Source organism: Pseudomonas sp. GW821-FHT03A09 (assembly GCF_059421065.1).
This window is the reverse complement of sequence record NZ_JBWKUX010000017.1, coordinates 98,241-115,391: the sequence shown is the minus strand read 5'-3', so window position 1 is coordinate 115,391 and position 17,151 is coordinate 98,241. Positions and strand designations below refer to the sequence as shown.

The 17,151-nt window shown below is 56.7% G+C and carries 16 protein-coding genes and 1 tRNA gene; 5 read left to right on the top strand and 12 right to left on the bottom strand.

Features of this window, described 5'->3' with window-relative positions; genetic code table 11:
• Nucleotides 1-122: 122 nt before the first annotated feature.
• On the top strand, nucleotides 123-1,829 hold the full coding sequence (locus AC07V4_RS24870) for a hydrogenase maturation protein (RefSeq protein WP_492638407.1): 1,707 nt from the start codon (nucleotides 123-125) through the stop codon (nucleotides 1,827-1,829).
• An 18-nt stretch (nucleotides 1,830-1,847) separates the two neighbouring features.
• Here the strand turns inward: AC07V4_RS24870 and AC07V4_RS24865 are convergent, their stop codons facing one another.
• Entirely contained in the window at nucleotides 1,848-2,462 is a 615-nt protein-coding gene (locus tag AC07V4_RS24865; protein ID WP_492638408.1) for a LysE family translocator, read from the bottom strand.
• A 63-nt stretch (nucleotides 2,463-2,525) separates the two neighbouring features.
• Between AC07V4_RS24865 and AC07V4_RS24860 the strand changes: the two genes are divergently transcribed.
• Nucleotides 2,526-3,455, top strand: coding sequence for a LysR family transcriptional regulator (locus AC07V4_RS24860; RefSeq protein ID WP_492638409.1), 930 nt, complete (start codon nucleotides 2,526-2,528; stop codon nucleotides 3,453-3,455).
• A 6-nt stretch (nucleotides 3,456-3,461) separates the two neighbouring features.
• On the opposite strand, the gene AC07V4_RS24855 is transcribed toward AC07V4_RS24860, so the two are convergent.
• From AC07V4_RS24855 to AC07V4_RS24830, 6 genes are all read right to left on the bottom strand, one after another.
• Nucleotides 3,462-4,124 (bottom strand): hypothetical protein, encoded by a 663-nt coding sequence (locus AC07V4_RS24855; protein WP_492638410.1) that lies wholly within the window; start codon nucleotides 4,122-4,124, stop codon nucleotides 3,462-3,464.
• A 306-nt stretch (nucleotides 4,125-4,430) separates the two neighbouring features.
• On the bottom strand, nucleotides 4,431-5,426 hold the full coding sequence (locus AC07V4_RS24850; RefSeq protein WP_492638411.1) for a fimbrial protein: 996 nt from the start codon (nucleotides 5,424-5,426) through the stop codon (nucleotides 4,431-4,433).
• A gap of 35 nt (nucleotides 5,427-5,461) precedes the next feature.
• A complete protein-coding gene (locus AC07V4_RS24845) occupies nucleotides 5,462-7,924 on the bottom strand; it encodes a fimbria/pilus outer membrane usher protein (protein WP_492638412.1) in 2,463 nt (820 codons plus the stop codon).
• A gap of 230 nt (nucleotides 7,925-8,154) precedes the next feature.
• Nucleotides 8,155-8,865 carry a fimbrial biogenesis chaperone gene (locus AC07V4_RS24840; RefSeq protein ID WP_492638413.1) on the bottom strand — a complete coding sequence of 237 codons (711 nt, stop codon included), beginning with the start codon at nucleotides 8,863-8,865 and terminating at the stop codon, nucleotides 8,155-8,157.
• Nucleotides 8,866-8,949: 84 nt separating this feature from the next.
• Nucleotides 8,950-9,474: a fimbrial protein gene (locus tag AC07V4_RS24835; RefSeq protein WP_492638414.1), complete on the bottom strand. Its 525-nt coding sequence runs from the start codon at nucleotides 9,472-9,474 to the stop codon at nucleotides 8,950-8,952.
• Between the two features lie 503 nt (nucleotides 9,475-9,977).
• Nucleotides 9,978-10,238: a carbon storage regulator gene (locus AC07V4_RS24830; RefSeq protein WP_492638415.1), complete on the bottom strand. Its 261-nt coding sequence runs from the start codon at nucleotides 10,236-10,238 to the stop codon at nucleotides 9,978-9,980.
• A 209-nt stretch (nucleotides 10,239-10,447) separates the two neighbouring features.
• Between AC07V4_RS24830 and AC07V4_RS24825 the strand changes: the two genes are divergently transcribed.
• Nucleotides 10,448-10,708, top strand: coding sequence for a double zinc ribbon domain-containing protein (locus tag AC07V4_RS24825; protein WP_493075119.1), 261 nt, complete (start codon nucleotides 10,448-10,450; stop codon nucleotides 10,706-10,708).
• A 163-nt stretch (nucleotides 10,709-10,871) separates the two neighbouring features.
• Here AC07V4_RS24825 and AC07V4_RS24820 read toward each other — a convergent pair.
• A tRNA-Leu gene (locus tag AC07V4_RS24820) sits at nucleotides 10,872-10,958 on the bottom strand.
• Nucleotides 10,959-11,215: 257 nt separating this feature from the next.
• Between AC07V4_RS24820 and AC07V4_RS24815 the strand changes: the two genes are divergently transcribed.
• Nucleotides 11,216-11,686: a GFA family protein gene (locus AC07V4_RS24815; protein WP_492638416.1), complete on the top strand. Its 471-nt coding sequence runs from the start codon at nucleotides 11,216-11,218 to the stop codon at nucleotides 11,684-11,686.
• On the opposite strand, the gene AC07V4_RS24810 is transcribed toward AC07V4_RS24815, so the two are convergent.
• Nucleotides 11,666-12,193 (bottom strand): DinB family protein, encoded by a 528-nt coding sequence (locus AC07V4_RS24810; protein WP_492638417.1) that lies wholly within the window; start codon nucleotides 12,191-12,193, stop codon nucleotides 11,666-11,668. The genes AC07V4_RS24815 and AC07V4_RS24810 overlap by 21 nt on opposite strands.
• Before the next feature lie 125 nt (nucleotides 12,194-12,318).
• Here AC07V4_RS24810 and AC07V4_RS24805 point away from each other — a divergent pair, with 125 nt between their 5' ends.
• Nucleotides 12,319-13,023, top strand: coding sequence for a tellurite resistance TerB family protein (locus AC07V4_RS24805; protein ID WP_492638418.1), 705 nt, complete (start codon nucleotides 12,319-12,321; stop codon nucleotides 13,021-13,023).
• On the opposite strand, the gene AC07V4_RS24800 is transcribed toward AC07V4_RS24805, so the two are convergent.
• The 3 genes from AC07V4_RS24800 to mgtA form a co-directional block, all read right to left on the bottom strand.
• Complete coding sequence (locus AC07V4_RS24800; RefSeq protein WP_492638419.1) at nucleotides 13,020-13,841, bottom strand: PA4824 family protein; 822 nt, start codon at nucleotides 13,839-13,841, stop codon at nucleotides 13,020-13,022. The genes AC07V4_RS24805 and AC07V4_RS24800 overlap by 4 nt on opposite strands.
• Before the next feature lie 18 nt (nucleotides 13,842-13,859).
• Entirely contained in the window at nucleotides 13,860-14,207 is a 348-nt protein-coding gene (locus AC07V4_RS24795) for a DUF2493 domain-containing protein (protein ID WP_176996002.1), read from the bottom strand.
• 65 nt (nucleotides 14,208-14,272) lie between these two features.
• A complete protein-coding gene (gene mgtA, locus AC07V4_RS24790) occupies nucleotides 14,273-16,987 on the bottom strand; it encodes a magnesium-translocating P-type ATPase (protein ID WP_492638420.1) in 2,715 nt (904 codons plus the stop codon).
• Between the last annotated feature and the right edge of the window lie 164 nt (nucleotides 16,988-17,151).

Genomic DNA, 17,151 nt, shown 5'->3' with positions numbered 1-17,151 from the left:
CTCAAGATTGATCTCGGTCAGGTGATCGCCCTGACTCGCCCTCTACCCTAGTGCCTCCATCAAAAGGCCAGGGACGGCTGAATGAGTGCCTCTGGCCGCGCACTCTCAAGGAAGAGTCTGTCATGCGATCAATGAAGATCATCTTGTTGTCATCGGCGTTCAATGGTTTGACCCAGCGGGCCTGGTTGGACTTGCGGCAATCGGGTTACGACCCCAGCGTGGTGGTATTCACGGATGAGGCCACGGTGTGCCAGCAGATTGAGGCATCGGCGGCCGATCTGGTGATCTGTCCCTTCCTCAAGGACCGAGTGCCCCAGCAGTTGTGGAGCAACCCGGATCGACCGATTGTGATCATTCACCCGGGTATCGTCGGTGACCGTGGCGCCAGCGCGCTGGACTGGGCCATCACGCAACAGGTCAGCCGCTGGGGCGTCACGGCGCTGCAAGCGGTGGAGGAAATGGACGCGGGGCCGATCTGGTCGACGTTCGAGTTCGACATGCCCGCAGATGTGCGCAAGTCCGAGTTGTACAACGGCTTAGTCAGTGATGCAGCGATCCATTGCATCCGCGATGTGGTGGAAAAGTTCGCTGCTGGTTTCGTGCCCACGCCGCTCGATTACACGCAGCCCAACGTCATCGGGCGTTTGCAGCCAAATATGAAACAGATAGACCGCGCCTTCAGCTGGCATGATTGCGCCCGGTTCATCAAACGCAGCATCGACGCCGCCGATGGCCAACCCGGCGTGCTGGCGAGCCTCCATGGTGGGCAGTATTACCTGTACGACGCGCACCTGGATTCACGCAGCGGTCTGCCAGGCGAGATTCTCGCGGTGCAGGACGATGCAGTGCTGGTCGCAGCCGGCGATCAGAGCGTGTGGATCGGCTCGCTCAAACGCAAAGCCCAACCAGGGGAGGAGACCTTCAAGCTGCCGGCACGTCATGTACTGGCCGGGCAGTTGGCGGATGTTCCAGTGCTGGCGGGCTCGATTACCCATGAGTTGATCTATCAACCGATTCGTTATCGAGAATCGGGTGAAGTCGGTGAGCTGACCTTCGAGTTCTACAACGGCGCCATGAGCACGGAGCAGTGTCGGAGACTGGTCGCGGCGTTGCGTTGGGCCAAGGCGCGGGACACCCAGGTGCTGTTGATCAAGGGCGGGCGTGGAAGCTTTTCCAATGGCGTACACCTCAATGTCATCCAGGCGGCGCAAGTGCCAGGGCTGGAAGCCTGGGCCAATATCCAGGCCATCGACGATGTCTGCCAGGAATTGCTGACAGCACGGCAACTGGTGGTCAGCGGCCTGACCGGTAGCGCCGGAGCCGGCGGTGTGATGTTGGCGTTGGCGGCCGATGTCGTGTTCGCACGGGCGGGCGTGGTGCTCAATCCGCATTACAAGACCATGGGCTTGTATGGCTCCGAATACTGGACCTACAGCCTGCCTCGCGCCGTCGGCAGTGAAATCGCGCACAAGCTCACGGAAGAATGCCTGCCGATCAGCGCCGTCCAGGCCCGGCAATGGGGCATGGTCCAGGACATTGGTCCACGCTGCCCGAGTGAGTTCGGCCCGTGGTTGTTGCAAGAAGCCAGGCGTGCATTGACCGAAGAAAAATACGCCTCACACCGCGCTCGTAAAGCCAGTAGGGATGTCGAGCAGATTGAGCTTTGCCGTAACCACGAGTTGGCACAGATGGAGTTGGACATGGTGCATAACCGCCAACAGTTCGCTGAAAAGTGCCGCAACTTCGTGTTCAAGCGCAAAACCTGCCAGACCCCGCAGCGCTTGATTGCGCCATGGGCATTGGCGCGTGAGAGCGTGCTGTTTGCCTGATGGGCCACTGGGTCGGCGTCAATAATGCTGAGCGATGGCCAGTAATAGCCCGAAGCCCACCAGCAGCCCGCCAAACGCGCGGTCAATCCAGTGCCGAGCGACCATCAACCTCTCGCGCACCTTCCCGGTGGAGAAGCACAGCGCGACGAGGCTGAACCACACGGCGTGCGCCCCGGCGATGAACACCCCATAGGCCATTTGTACGGTCAGGGGGGTGTCGGGGCGCACCACGCCCATGAACAGGCTGACGATGAAAATCGATGTTTTCGGGTTCAGCGCGTTCGTGAGAAATCCGGTACGTAACGCGGCCCCATCAGACAGGGCGGGTGGTGGTGTGCCTGGTTGGTCGATCATTGGCTTGGCCCGCAGCATGTGGACACCCAGGTACACCAGGTACGCAGCACCGGCCAGCTTCAAGGCATTGAACAGCCCAGGCGTCTGTTGCAGCACTAAACCCATTCCGACCAGCGTATAGCTCACGTGGACGAACACCCCCATCCCGATTCCCACCGCGGTGAGCACGCCTGCGCGCCGAGACAACAACAAGCCGTTGCGAGAGACCATGGCAAAGTCCGGTCCAGGGCTGACACAGGCGAGTAGGGTAAGGGTGATTACTGCTATCCATTCGTTCATGCTGTACCTTGTTGTTTTCAGTGGTAAAGCAATGTTTACAGATCATATTCCCCGGGACTAACGATGATTTCTGAAGAAAAGGGTGACTCCAACTCACTGAACGCTGATGCTCGCATGCCTTCCTTGCTCGCGTTACGGTGCTTTGAGTCAGCGGCTCGGTTTGAAAACTTCGCTCGTGCGTCTGACGAATTGCACCTGACGCCCGGCGCTATCAGCCGCGCGGTGCGCTTGCTTGAAGAAGACTTGGGGGTGGAGTTATTCGAGCGGCGTAACCGACGGGTCTTTCTAACGGAGGCGGGAAGACGTCTGGCGAAAACCGTGAGTGAAGGGTTTGGGGTGATGAGCCAGGCTGTTCGCGAGATACGTACCGACGCCCGGCGTGCGCGGCAGCTGGTGCTGTCCTGTGAGCCAACCTTGCTGATGCGCTGGTTGATCCCGCGCTGGAGTGACTTTCAGGCACGTCATCAAGGGTTGGACATCCATTTGGTGGCCGGGGGCGGTGCGTTTTCATTCGATCATGGCATCGACCTGGCCATCCGCCGCGACGATTTTCCGCGTCCCGACACTTATCACGTTCAGACCTTGTTTCTTGAAAAGATCGGCCCTGTGTGCCGGCCGGAAAAGGTCGATCAGTGGTTCGACAAACGCCGCAAGTACCTGCGCGCCTCGGCCCCGTTGTTGAAAACCGCTAGTCGCCCTACAGCCTGGAACGAATGGGCGAGCGCAAGCGCAGTCCCCACGCCAGTGGCGCAGATGCAAACGTTCGAGCACTTTTACTTCAGCCTACAGGCCGCGATCGCTGGCCTCGGCGTAGCCATGGGCCCCTGGCATCTGGTGCGCGACGATATCCAGAGCGGTGTGCTGGTGGCGCCCTTGGGGTTTGTCGAGGACGGCTCGCGTTATTGCCTGCTGTCTCCCGCGATGCTTAAGTCGGGTAGTTTGGAAATGGAGTTGCTTGAGTGGTTGCAGTTGGCCGATGACTCGGTATGTTAGAAGTCGTTAGCGCTGCTTCAATGCCTCTTCAATAAGTGCTGAGGGATCAATGGCATAACCCTTTTGACCCAACAGCTTATAGAAATCCTTATTGCTGTTATCAAACACAGCCAGGTTTGATGTTTTGACGCCAGCCTTGTCCAGCTCCTGTAGAAGAAGATAGATAATAGGTCCTTGTGCCCATACAGCTTGTTTAAACTTTATGCCGCTTTCAAAATCAGTGCTCAGTTTTGTAATGAGCGGCGGCCCCATTTTTTTCTGGATGGCCTCAAGCAAATGGTTGTTCTGTGACGGCGAGTAGATTCTCAATTCATACATCGTCAGAATTTCTCCTTCTTCAGAGTAATGAAAAATCACCTTGTTTTTCATGTTGTCAGATTCGCCAGAGAGGGCTAGATCACTATAGATCAGAAATTGGGGTGAGACGCTTTCTGTTCTCTCATATCCCCATAATGTCTTCTCATCCGACGAAACTGCATTGGCGCCAGCTTCCACGTAAATGGATTTTATATTTTCTTTGAATGTAAGTTTCGCCAAATCAAAATGTTCGGAGTTGGAGTTTGAGTTTGAGTGTTGTATTGATTTATGCTCACCTGCCTCGTCATTGGTTTTTGAAAAGCAAATTGGCGACATGACGACCAGAAGAATGACAAGGGCAATTTTTTTCATGTGTGTTCCTTCACGTGATTGCTTGGATTGATTTTTTGACGCGACGATGGTCAATTAAGCACAGGGGATCGCTCAGGTCAAAGGCTCTGGTGTGTATACAGGCATCCATCATGGTGCTGTAGCTGGGGGGGCGCAGCACTGCGTTAGGCGTTAAGGGGGCTAGAAAGCTAGGGGTAGTAGTGTGAACCATGAGGTCAAGTTGTGTGGGGGCTATAAACCTCTATGAAAAGCATATGTCAGAAAAAAATGTACGCCAAACTTGTTGGCGCACACGTAACAATGAAGGTCATAAATAAGGGCGTCAAGTCAGTTGTAGGTCATGGTGAAGGTCGCCGTGGCATTAGCCGTGCCAGCAGTGACCCTCGGAGCCGTTTGATAATATTGTGCAAAAAGAATAATCCAAGATACTCCATCATTGCCAGCTGTTCCCCTTGAAATATTCGTACCTAACTCTACGACTGCCCCATTATATGTCAATATTATTCCCACCCCGCTGGCAGCAGTGCCAGTGGTGGGTGTGTCGATGGCCATTACTCCTGGTATTCCAGAACTGTCAGCGGTCGCATCCATCCTGAAATTGATCTGCGTACCAATATTGCAGTCAAGTGTAATTAAGACTTGAGTCGGTAACCCTCTGGTGCCTACACCTGTGAAAGTGCTGCGTTTTACATTCCCCATGGGGATATTGATGTTTTTATTGGTAACGGTGCATCCGGAGTCAACAATCCTAGATGCCGTCAGATTGGCCGTATAAAGAAACTGCCAGCCACGGATACTGGCTCTGACAAGTGTCCCCGCCGATAGTTGCCCAGAACCGGCGTCGGAGGCTATTTTAACTAGCTCAAATGTCACATTCCCCCATGACCCACCGCAATAGTCCGCAGTCCCTCTGCATGCGCTATTAGTTAATATTCGATCAAATGGCCCGCTACCAAACCGACCAGCTGTTGAACCAGCTCCCGGAGTGACGATTCGAATGGCATAGCCGGGCACACCTGATTGATAAAGAGTCTGACCACCGTAGGAAACCGCTGGTAATCCTGGCGAGCGCCAATCATGTTGGTTGAACGTTGTGCACCCTGTAATAAAATAACCACGGCTGCCAATTAGTGTTGACGTTTTCGAAGCTACCACCGTGCCAACGGGGGTGGAAGGTGGAACCGTCACGGTACCGAAGTTAATCGCCTCTTGCGTGTTGGCAGAGTAACCGGAAGCAAAGGTGCAATCGGCATACGCTGAAATGGTGACGGAAGCCCCTCCAAGTGCGAGCACTGCCAGAAGTGTTTTCTTGAATATGTTCATATCGTGCATACCTGATATTTATTTAGCCCAATGAGCTATTGGCAGAGAGTATTAAATGTCTGCACCGATGATGTTGTGTCAGCGGCTGGCAAGTTGAATTTCACCGAGCACTGTTGATTAGCCGCATCGCCCCACTTGACATTCAACTGGCCTTTTTCCGGCACACCACTCAGGTACACCTGGCCATCCGAGCCGACGATGCCGCTGTTGTCCATGGCATCGTCCCCTTGCACCAGTGAGGCAGTTGCGCCAAACGGCACCGGTTTGCCCAAGTGTGTCAGCGTCATCAGCACGCGGCTGCCCATACGGGTCTTGAAGTTGGCCAGCACCACTGCGCCGTTGGTAGGAATAACCGTCAGGGTGTTGGTATCGATGTCCACATCCTCCGGCAGCGTCTCGCTGTCCAGTGCGACACGGTTCTTGCGATAGGTACTGACGTAGGGCACCACCGCGTAACCGCGCGAGTCCGTGCGTACCCCAGTGTTGTTTTGCACCTTCACATCTGCCGCACCGGGTGCGCGGACCAGGGCGATGGTCTCGCCTTGCTCCTGGGAGAAGGTCACGCCGTAGGGGTGGGCCACGATCCCGCCCTGTGCCCCATAGTTCACCTGCTGCGAACTCTTGTCGTAATTGTAGCCGGCCCGTGCTTCGCCATAAGCGCCCTTGTAGCTGGCGTTGGCACTGCCGCTGGCGCCGATACCCTGGTTGGCATAGCCCTGCTGTACGTTGTAGTTCAGGTTGTTGTCCGCCAGGGCGGTACCGCTCAGGCCCACATCCTGGGTGGTATTGCCCTTTTTGCTGGTGTTGAGGTTGTAGCGAGCCCAGCTGTTCGGCAGCACTTTCTCCAGCGGTACCTGTACGTTGAAGGACAGTTGTTGATCCTTGCTGTTGCGACCCCCATTGACTGGCGCCTGGGTGTAGGTGTAGTCCACGCCGTAGCTGACACCGTTATGACTCAGGTTGTAACCGGCGCTTACGCTGCGCTCGTAACCCTTTTGTCGCCAGAAGTCCTGCTGATAACCGTTGATATAGAAGTTGCCGTAGTCGCCCAGCGACTGGTTGATATTGATCTGCGCCTTGCTGCGTTTGTTATAGGTGCGGCGCCAGTCGTTGAAGTTGCCGGGGTCGATTTCATTGGCCTCCTGAAAGTCGTAGTAGCCGCTGGTGGAGTAACGGTAACCGGCCAGAGTGAAGGTGGTGCCGGAGGCCGCGATGTCCTTGGCGTATTGAATGCGATACGACTGTCCGTTATGACGGGAGCCGTCGCGCAATTCGGTCTTGGCCTGGGTCACATCGGTGGACAGTGAGCCCCAGTCACCAAATCCATGGCCAATACCCAGGCTGGCGGCAGAATATTTTCCGGACGCCAGCAAGCCACCGTACAGCGTCGAGTCGTGAGGCATACCGTAGATCAGAGTGCCTTGTGCGAAGGTCGGCTTACTGCTCTCACTGGCGGTTGAGCGGTACTGACCCGCGGTCACCGAATACTTCAGACGCCCTTCACGCAGCATGACGGGCACGGCGGAGAACGGCTGAAGGGAGCGTCGCTCAGTGCCGTCGGCTTCGGTAATGGTGACTTCCATGTCACCACTGGACGAAGTGGGGTACAGGTCGGAAATGGTGAAGGCACCGGCTGGCACATAGGTCTGATAGATGATGTAGCCATTCTGGCGCACGGTGACCTGGGCGTTGCTCTGGGCAATACCGCGTACCACGGGTGCAAAGCCTTTCAGGCTATCGGGAAACATGTTGTCGTCCGAAGCCAGCTGCGCCCCTCGGTACTGGACACTGGTGAACACATCGCTGGGGGTCGAACTGTCACCCAGGGTCAACTGACCCTTTAGCGCGTGAATGTCTCGCTGGGCATAGCTGTTGACGTTGTCCCAACTGCTTTTACCGTTACTTTGGTTGTTGTAGGTGGAGTAGTTGCGCAGCCGCCATGCCCCCAGGTTCAACCCACTGCGCAGGTTCAGGTAATAGCTGTCATCGGTTCCCGAGCGGTTGTCGCGTGAAGTACTGGCGCCGCTGAAGTTGTAGTTCAGCAGGCCAGCCGTCAGTCCTTGGTCCCAGGTACTGGGGTCTACGTAACCACGGGCTTCGCTGGTGAGCGCCGCTTGCGGAATACTGAGGTCCAGGCGCTGTTCACCGAAGTTAAGCCGACTGCTGGCGTCCGGAATGTAGTCCTGAAGCTTGGTGATGGTTTGCGTGGCTGGCAACTGCTGCAGTGTCGGGAAGGCTTCGAGTTTGACGCCAATATCTTTCAGTTGATCTGGCGTCAACTCGGGCTGCAACGTGCCCTCGACATTTACAAAGTTGACATCGCGATTGTCGACTCGAGTGCCGTTCAGGAAAATATCAACCCGGTAGGCACCGGGAAGCTGCCCGCCCTGACTGGAAAAGTGCTCGAGGTCAATAGACTGCTGGCCGGGAGTGTCTACTTCCAATGCATGAGGGTTGAAGTAGTCCGCCGCCAATACCGAGGCGGGTTGCAAAGTCATTCCCAACACGAACTGGGCCGCTATCAATGTTGCTAGGTGAGTGGAAGTGAACGTATATGAACGGCTACCGGCTTTGAGCTGTGACCCTGGGTTCAAATGATGTTTTTCCATGTCAACAAACTCCACTCAACTTTATGACGAGCAAGCCACTCCCACTGACCGCGGATAGTTGATCCAGTGGACGGATATTTAATTAAATAAGGAGGAGTGATGCGGGCCGCTGAACTTAATCAGAGCGGTGAGCTGGCATCCGCAGAAATACCACCGAAATCGTTGATCGCCTGCCAACTTACGGCACCGGTTGCACCGTCCGGAACTGTCCAGGTCAGTGAACTTTGTGGCGCTACCATACCGGCGCTCTTGATCTCTTCCTTACCCACGCTCACCCGATAAAAGGAAACGTGATAAGGCGTTGGGTTATTGACCAGTAGTTGGTTGCCGGAGCGGCTAAACTTCAGGGCCTTATAAGCATCATTCGCAGAACCTGGCAAACCTGCTGGGCGGTAGAACAGTTTGATACGGGTTTTAACCGCTATCTGCAGTTGGTTTTCGTCGGACTTTTCCGAAGATGGAATCGACTTGATATTTACCCAGAATACGGATTCCTTGTTTTCTGGAAAGGTGCCACCGGTACGGATGATGCGCAGCACGTTTTCCTGCCCGGCATCGAGGCGAAACAGTGGCGGCGTCATGATAAAGGGCGCCTTTTTCGTGTCGCCAACTGACGGATCCTCGATCCAGGACTGAATCAGGTAGGGCGCGTTTTTATCCGGGTTCATGACGGAGATGGAGGCTTCTTTTTTCGAGCCGTCATAGACCACGCGAGTTCCGCCTACCACTACGCCGGCCCATGAGGTCTGGGCAATACTCAAGAGACAGCCGGCGATACATACGGATTTGAGCCAATGCATTGATAAGTGCTCCTTGAATTGCTCACTCATTCTCTGTTTTTCCAGAAAGGAGAGGGCAGTTTAATCATGCAGTCATGCCGGGCATTAAATGAATTAATGCCCGGACTGTGCGACTTAGTTGTAAATAACAGTGAAGTCGCTGACGGCGTTTGCCGAACCAGCCACGACAGCAGCGCTAGTAGCAACGTACTTGGCAATGAAGTTGAAGGTGGTGTCAGTAAGGGTCGACAGTGCCTGACTTGGCGATGCGCTACCCACCGGGATTTGGGTAACAGCGTCCTGCTGATACAAGCCGATACCAACACCGGTCGCCACGCCAGCACCGTTGGTCAAAGCCAGCAGACTGCTGTTTGTAGGGTTGGCCGGGCCGTCGAATTTGATGGTGGCGCTGGTGACGGCTGCAGGGCAAGCGGTCAGCACAATGTTGAAGCGAGTTGGTGCCGAGGTAGCACCCACAGCACTCAGGGCCGAGGAGGCGACGGTCCCCATAGCGACGGTCTGGGTAGCCGTGCCGGCAGTGACGGTGCACGCAACGTCGGTAATAGTGCCAGTGAAGTTGATGGTGCCATCAGCGGCGTTGGCCATGCTAGTAAATGCCGAACCAGTCAACAGCGCCGCAGCGATTAAACTCTTCTTCATAACGGTGTTCCTTTCAGATTAAGTAGGTTCTCGTACATAGTTTGGTTATCTCTAAAAAAAGCAGACACTTAACCATTACTTTTTAAGCTTTGTACTCAGGCTGACGGGTTGTATGTGTTATCAGTCGGAGTCCGAACTCTCCTTGCTCTGGTAGAAGAGTTGTAGGAATTTTCTCAGTTTTTGAAGGGGGTTTAGAGGTGCGGATTCCGCAGGATGTGTAGGAAATTTCCCAGGCGCTAGCCGGTACTAATGTCGAGGAGTATCCGGTCGCCAAAGATACGACGCCGCAATCCGGTTAGATCAACCGTTGTATCGAGGTGATCATTCCCAGTGGCGCGTCGGTGGTGGATGGCAGCGGGGGACTACAGCAGCGAGAGGCTTTTCGAATCCGTAGGTAAACGGACTCCCGTGTTCTGCGCTTCTCGACTGTCGGTGAAGGGAGGGGCTCGGTGGATACCGAGCGCAACCTGCATGGAGCCATATGTCCGCTACTAAGCGGTTTTTTATTCCTCATGCCCCGCGGAGTCGAGCGCATGTGAGGTTTTCGCGCCTTCGTCGCCTGGATTCCGCACATCCTGCTCAGATCGAACGATCGATATATGTTTGGGGGCCGTAACACCTATAGACACATAGTTACGATCAACCTTGGTTACTTTGATTTGGATTTCATCGCCGATGTATAGGCTTTTATTGGGTGTTCTGGTGACGACTAGCAATGGATATCCCTTCTGATTGGCTCCTTGTATACATGGGATTAATTGCATGAATTTGGCGTAAAAGAAGTAGGAGAATTCTGATATATCGGAAGAAAAGTCTTGCCTGATTCATCACTCCTTGGCCGTGGCCGACCCTACTGCGCGACCGAATAGCGGAAAGCTGGCAAGGACTGTCGAATGAGTTGTGAAGGTCGCCTTGACTCTGATGCTACTTCAGGGTTTTTAATCCTGAAACACACTCACTTGGAGGCACTTACATGAGCTTTTTAAAGCGGATGCTCGGCGGGCACCATAACCGTGGGCATGGCGGTTCGCACGGTGGAAGTTATAACGAACGGGGCGATGGCCAGCAGGTTTCGGGTACCCCTTGCCCCGGTTGCCGGACTATCAATGTTGGTGGTGCGCGGTTTTGTCGGCAGTGTGGTGATTCATTAGTGCCGGCCAGTTGTGGGCAGTGCAATGCATCTATGGCCGCAGGGGCAAAATTTTGCTCCCAATGCGGTGGCGCTCGGGTATGAGAATGGGTGGCTCCGTCCGTTGGAGGTCCTGCACGAACAGTCGGACACTGGTGTTCGGTCGGTCGGATGCCGGGGGAGGGGAGTTGCAGGGCAAGGTATGAAGTTACGGAGCAGAAAAGATAAGGGCTTGCATGAAGTTCATCATGCAAGCCCTTGATATCTATGGTGCCCGAACCCGGAATCGAACCGGGACGCCCTTACGAGCGGGGGATTTTAAGTCCCATGCGTCTACCAGTTTCGCCATTCGGGCGGTAGCGCGGTGTAGCAGGGTTGGGAATATATAGAGCCTGGCTCGTTGGTGCAAGGTTCTTGCCTAAAAGCCGTGCTAAAAAAGCTTGTGAGATCAGTGATCTACAAGGGATGAGGGTGCTTGTTGATGATTTTCTACGACGCCTGCCAAGGTGGACGCCTCACCGTTACGACTCCAAGCGGTGCACGGCATTCGGTTTTATCAGAGGTCGCTTCACGTTACCCTGTGGCGTCCACAATCATAAAAAGGAGTGAGTGATGAGCGTCGAAAACCAGCCACTTGAAGGCAGTTGCCGCTGTAACCGAGTGCGCTTCAGTGTCAGCTTGCCTGCGGTGATCACCATGGTCTGCCATTGCAGCGGTTGCCAGAAAATGACCGCCAGCGCGTTTTCCCTCAGTGCCTTGATTCCTGCCAGTGGCTTCACCGTCACCCAGGGTTGCCCGGTCATCGGTGGGCTGCATGGTGTGGACCGTCACTATTGCTGCCCTCATTGCATGAGCTGGCTGTTTACCCGACCCCATGGCATCGACGAGTTCGTCAATGTGCGCGCCACCCTGCTGGATAATGCCCACCGCTACGTGCCTTTCATGGAAACCTGGACCTGCGAAAAACTGCCCTGGGCTTCCACTCCAGCCGTCGAGAGTTTTGCACAATTGCCTGAACCCCAGGATTTTCCCCGCTTGTTGCAGGCTTACGCCGAGTTCACCTCAGTCAATCAATGCCAATAGGTCGGTAACGCCGACGTCCACACCCGCTTGGGTCAGCAGCGTGCTGGCCTGGCCCCGGTGATGGGTCTGGTGATTGAAAAAGTGCACCAGCACGCTGAAGAACGGCTTGTTGGCGGCGATGCCGCGCATGTTGTGGTACTGCAGGCGATGCTCCAGGTCGGGCTCGCGCAAGGTGTGGGCCCAATCGATGATCAGTTGATCCAGCCAGGCACGTCGGGTCGAAAGCTCACGGATATCCGCGAACGCCAAGTGCTTCAGGTCGGTGGGAGTGGCGATCGAGCTCAAGGGCGCCAAGGCAGTAAAGCCAGCCGGGTGCTGGGCAAAACGCTTGAGCCACACGGTATCGCCCAGTGCCAGGTGATTCAGAGTTCCGAGGATCGAACCGAAAAACGCCTGTCGGTCCGCGCTCAACGCAGCGTCCGACAATTGGCCGGCTGCGGCATAGACCTTCTGGTTCATCCACTGGTTGTAGTTCGCCATCAATGCAATGTGCTCGATACGGTTCACCTGCTTTCTCCCTCCAACGGCACGGTGATGCCATCATAAGGTGTGCCCGCCCGGTGGTCATGGTGTTCCGGCACTGGCAGACTATGGTTGTTGAACGCCAATATTGCGCCCTGGGAGGGTGAACCATGAACACCAGCGATCTACTGGAACAATTGCTACGTGCAGGGCAGCAAAACGGCAGCGCTTCGGGCGGCGGTGGGTTGGGCGGGCTAGGCGGGCTGCTTGGCGGGTTACTCAACAGTACGGGCAATAACAGTGCTCCGGCCGGTGGCGGGCTGGGTGGTTTGCTCGGAGGGCTTGGCGGGTTGCTGGGCGGTGCGCCTTCAGGTAATGCAGCTCCGCAGCGTTCCGGTGGGATGAACTACGCGGCGCTGGCTTCGTTGGGGATGATGGCATTTCAGGCGTATCAGACTTGGCAGAGCCAGCAGTCGACTGCGCCACAGCAGGCCATCCAAACGGTTGACCAACTCGACGGGGCAGATGCCGAAGCCCATAGCCATGCCGTGTTGCGCGCATTGATCGCGGCAGCCAAGGCCGATGGCAAGATCGATGAACAAGAACAGCAGATGATCTCTGCCGAGATAGGCCGTCATACCGATGACCCTCAGTTGCAGCAGTGGCTCGACGCCGAAGTCGCCAAACCACTGAATGCTGAGGATTTTGCCGAGTATGCCCATGACCCGGCATTGGCTTCGGAGATCTACCTGGCCAGCGTGATGCTGGTCAATGATCAACAGGACGCGGAACGCAATTACCTGGATGAGCTGGCAGGGCAGTTGCAAATAGACCCGCAGTTGCAACTGCACTTGGAGCAACAGGCTAAAGCTTAAAAGCGCACGGTGGCGCCGGTCGTCAGCCACTGATTGTGATCACCGGTGAGGCTTTGCCCCACCACCAAGTCTACGTCGACCAGCTTGCCCAAGTGAAAGCGCGGCCCGGCCTGCCAGGCCTGGTCGCCACCTTCCTGGCCGTAGCGCTCACCGATCAGCGTGAGTGCTTCTGCCACCTGGTATTCGAAACCGGTGCCCCACGTCAGGCGGTGATTTTGCTCGCCGCCATTGTAGGCGTGGGTCCAGCCGCCATTGAGGTTCAAGCGCAGGGCTTCAACGGGTTGCCAGGTCAGTGGCACGTTGAGGTCGGCGCCGTCAAAGGCATGTTGGCGATCCAGTGCAAAGTGGCTGGTGGCGGACACCGCCAACTGCAATCCCAGGTCTTGCCGTGACCACACTTGCGCCTTCACTTGCGGGCTGACTTGCGTCTCGGCATCCCCCGCATTACTGGCGCGAGACAGCGCCGCACTCCATTGCACCGAAGGCAAGGCGCTGAAGGTGCAGGCTGGGTTCAGGGTTTCGTTATGGATATTGCCTTGGTGCCGATTGGCGGTGTACCAGGCGTCGACATTGCATTCTCCCGGATCGTTGACGGCTCCGTCATCGACCACATAAGCGCCACCGGCTGCGTGGGCCTTGGAGAACAACGCGATGAGTAAAATAAAGCCCAAGACTGTGCCGATGAAAATCAGGTTGCGTTGCAGTGCGCGCCGCTTGGCCGGCGGTAGCAGCAACAACGTGTGACGAGCCCCCCGATAGTGACGTGCGCGATATTTGGCAAACCCATCAGGGCGATGAGGGGTGTGTTTTTTGTGCATGATGCACCTCGCTTGAATTCAGCTTTCTACGGTCAGCACCGAAATGCCACTGGCTTTGGCCTGGCAGACCAGCTCCGAGGTGTCATCACCGCCCGGTAGGGCGATGATCACGTCGGGGCGGCTGTCGGTCAGCATGAAATGGTTGCGTTGACGTTCCGCCTGCTTGCCATGGCGTTGCCAATTGGGCGGGTAACGCACCACGTCGATGCCGATTTCCCGCGCCCATTCCTCGATGTCACTGCCGAGGAACTGGTTGCCGCCGTGAATCAATACCTGCACCGGGCGCAGGCGGTGGTAAGCGTCCAGCACTTGGCGGGACTTCTTGGTGTCGGCGTAATGACGACCTGCACAGATCAAGACGCGCATGATTTGAATCCTTGTGATGCACGGTGGCGACCGGGCGGCCGCCACCGTTTAAACGGCGGGAGCGATCAGTACCACTGCTTGAAGCGACGGATGTAGATCGTTTTCATCAGTTGGGCTACGCAGCAGTAGGCGAGCAGAGTGCCGACCAGCCATGGGAAGTACGCCAGCGGCAGCGGCTCCAGGCCCACCAGGGTGCCCAGCGGCGAGAACGGCACGTAGATCCCCAGGGCGATCACCACACAGGTCATCATCAGTACCGGCCACGCCGCCGTGCTCTGGAAGAACGGGATCTTGCGAGTGCGCAGCATGTGCACCACCAGGGTTTGCGAGAGCAGCCCCTCGATGAACCAGCCGGACTGGAACAGGGTCTGCATTTCCACGCTGTTGGCGGAGAACACGTACCACATCAGCGCAAAGGTGGTGATGTCGAAGATCGACGAGGTCGGCCCGATCCAGATCATGAAGCGACCAATGTTTTTCGCATCCCACTTGCGTGGCTTGGCCAGGTATTCCTTGTCCATCTTGTCCCACGGCAAGGCCAGTTGGGAGATGTCGTACATCAGGTTTTGCAGCAGCAGGTGAATCGCCAGCATCGGCATGAATGGAATGAACGCGCTGGCTACCAGCACCGAGAACACGTTGCCGAAGTTGGAACTGGCGGTCATGTTCAGGTACTTCATGATATTGCCGAAGGTTTCGCGGCCTTTGAGCACGCCTTCTTCCAGCACCATCAGGCTCTTTTCCAGCAGGATGATGTCGGCCGATTCCTTGGCGATATCGGTAGCGGTGTCGACCGAGATACCCACGTCGGCATCGCGCAGCGCCGGCGCATCGTTGATGCCATCACCCAGGAAGCCCACGGTGTGGCCGTTGGCTTGCAGGGCCTTGAGCACCCGCGACTTCTGCAGCGGTGTCAGCTTGGCAAACACCGTGCGCTCTTCCACGCGGCGCAGCAGGGTAGCGTCGTCCATCGCTTCGATTTCAACGCCCAGCAGTGGCTCGCCGGGTTCAAGACCGACCTGCCGGCAGATCTTGGCGGTGACCACGGCGTTGTCGCCGGTCAATACTTTGACCGCCACGCCGATCTGTTGCAGTGCGGCAATCGCCGGGCCTGCGGTTTCCTTCGGTGGATCGAGGAAGGTCAGGAAGCCCTGGATCACCAGGTTGCGTTCATCGGCGGTGGTGTACTGCTGGCGTGCCAGGGATTTGGGGATATTGCGGGTCGCGACCACCAGTACGCGGAAGCCATCCTCGTTGTAGTCGTTGGCCAGGGCCAGCAACTCTTCGCGGCGGCGATCATCCAGCGGCACGGCATCGCCACCTTCCATCACATGGGTGGAAATGCCCAGCATCTCTTCCACGGCGCCTTTGCACACCAGCAATTGGTCGCCGGCAGTGTCCTTGACCACGATCGACAGGCGACGGCGTACAAAGTCGAATGGCAATTCGTCCACTTTGCTGTAGGCAAACGGTACTTGGAACTTGGGGTTCTGCTCCGAGAACTGCACCACGGCCTGATCCATCAGGTTCTTCATGCCGCTCTGGTGAAAGCTGTTGAGCCAGGCCAGGGACAGCACCGCGTCATCACGTTGGCCAAAGGCGTTGACGTGGTGTTCGAGGATGATCTTGTCCTGGGTCAGGGTGCCCGTCTTGTCGGTGCACAGCACGTCCATCGAACCGAAGTTCTGGATCGCATTCAGGCGCTTGACCACCACTTTGCGCTTGGCCATGGCGGTAGCGCCCTTGGCCAGGTTGGCGCTGACGATCATCGGCAGCATTTCCGGGGTGAGACCGACCGCTACCGCCAGGGCAAACAGGAACGCATCGCCCCAATCGCCTTTGGAGAAGCCATTGAGCAGGAACACGATCGGTACCATCACCAGCATGAAGCGTATCAGCAGCCAGCTGACACTGTTCACGCCACGGTCGAAGGCGGTTTGCACGCGGGAGCCGACAATCGCCTTGGCCAGGGAACCGAAGTAGGTGCGCGGCCCGGTGGCGACGACCACGGCTTTGGCACGCCCGCTGACCACGTTGGTGCCCATGAAGCAGATGTTCGGCAGGTCCAGCAGGTTGTCTTGGCCGGCCGCCAGCGATGACGCCGACTTCTGCGTCACGTCACCCAACGTGTCGTACTTCTCCACCGGCAAGGCTTCGCCGGTCAGCACGGCCTGGCTGATGAACAGGTCGCGGGATTCGATCAGACGGATATCCGCCGGGATCATGTCGCCGGCCGACAACTGCACAATATCGCCGGCCACCAGCTCGCGCATCGGCACTTCACGCAGGACCGGCTGGGCGCCCACTTGCTCGCGGCGCAACACGGTGGCGGTAGTGCGTACCATCGCCTTGAGGGCTTCGGCGGACTTGGCCGAGCGGTGCTCCTGCCAAAAGCGCAGCAGGCTGCTGAGCAGCACCATGGTCATGATGATAATGACCTTGGTCGGGTCGGCTTCTTCACCGTCCTGCATCGGCAACCAGCAGTCGGTGACAAAGCTGATGCCGCCCAGAGTCAGCAATACGTAGATGAACGGGTTGTTCAGTGCCTGCAGGAACTGGACGATGGCGTGAGGCGGCTTGTCGTGGGCCACTTCGTTGTAGCCTTCACGTTGCAGGCGTGCCGAGGCGTCCAGTTCGGTCAGGCCATCCTGGGTTGCCCGCACATTGGCGAGGGTGGCCGACAGGCCGTTCTGGGCTTCGCGGGCGGCACGCATCGACAGTTTGGTGTCGGTCGCGGTGCCATTTTTCTTGTGCAGAGGCGTGTTTTTTACGGCGCTCATTGTCTGTACTCCTGTCGCCAATTCTCGACAAAACATACCCGGTACTTACCTGATTGCAGGCGAGCGAAAGCATGCCGAGCCGCGGACTTCGCGATCGGTTTAAATAAAGTGCTTAATAACTTTTACAGGGCCCGCTTAGTGCGCGTTAATTAACTAGCGCGCAG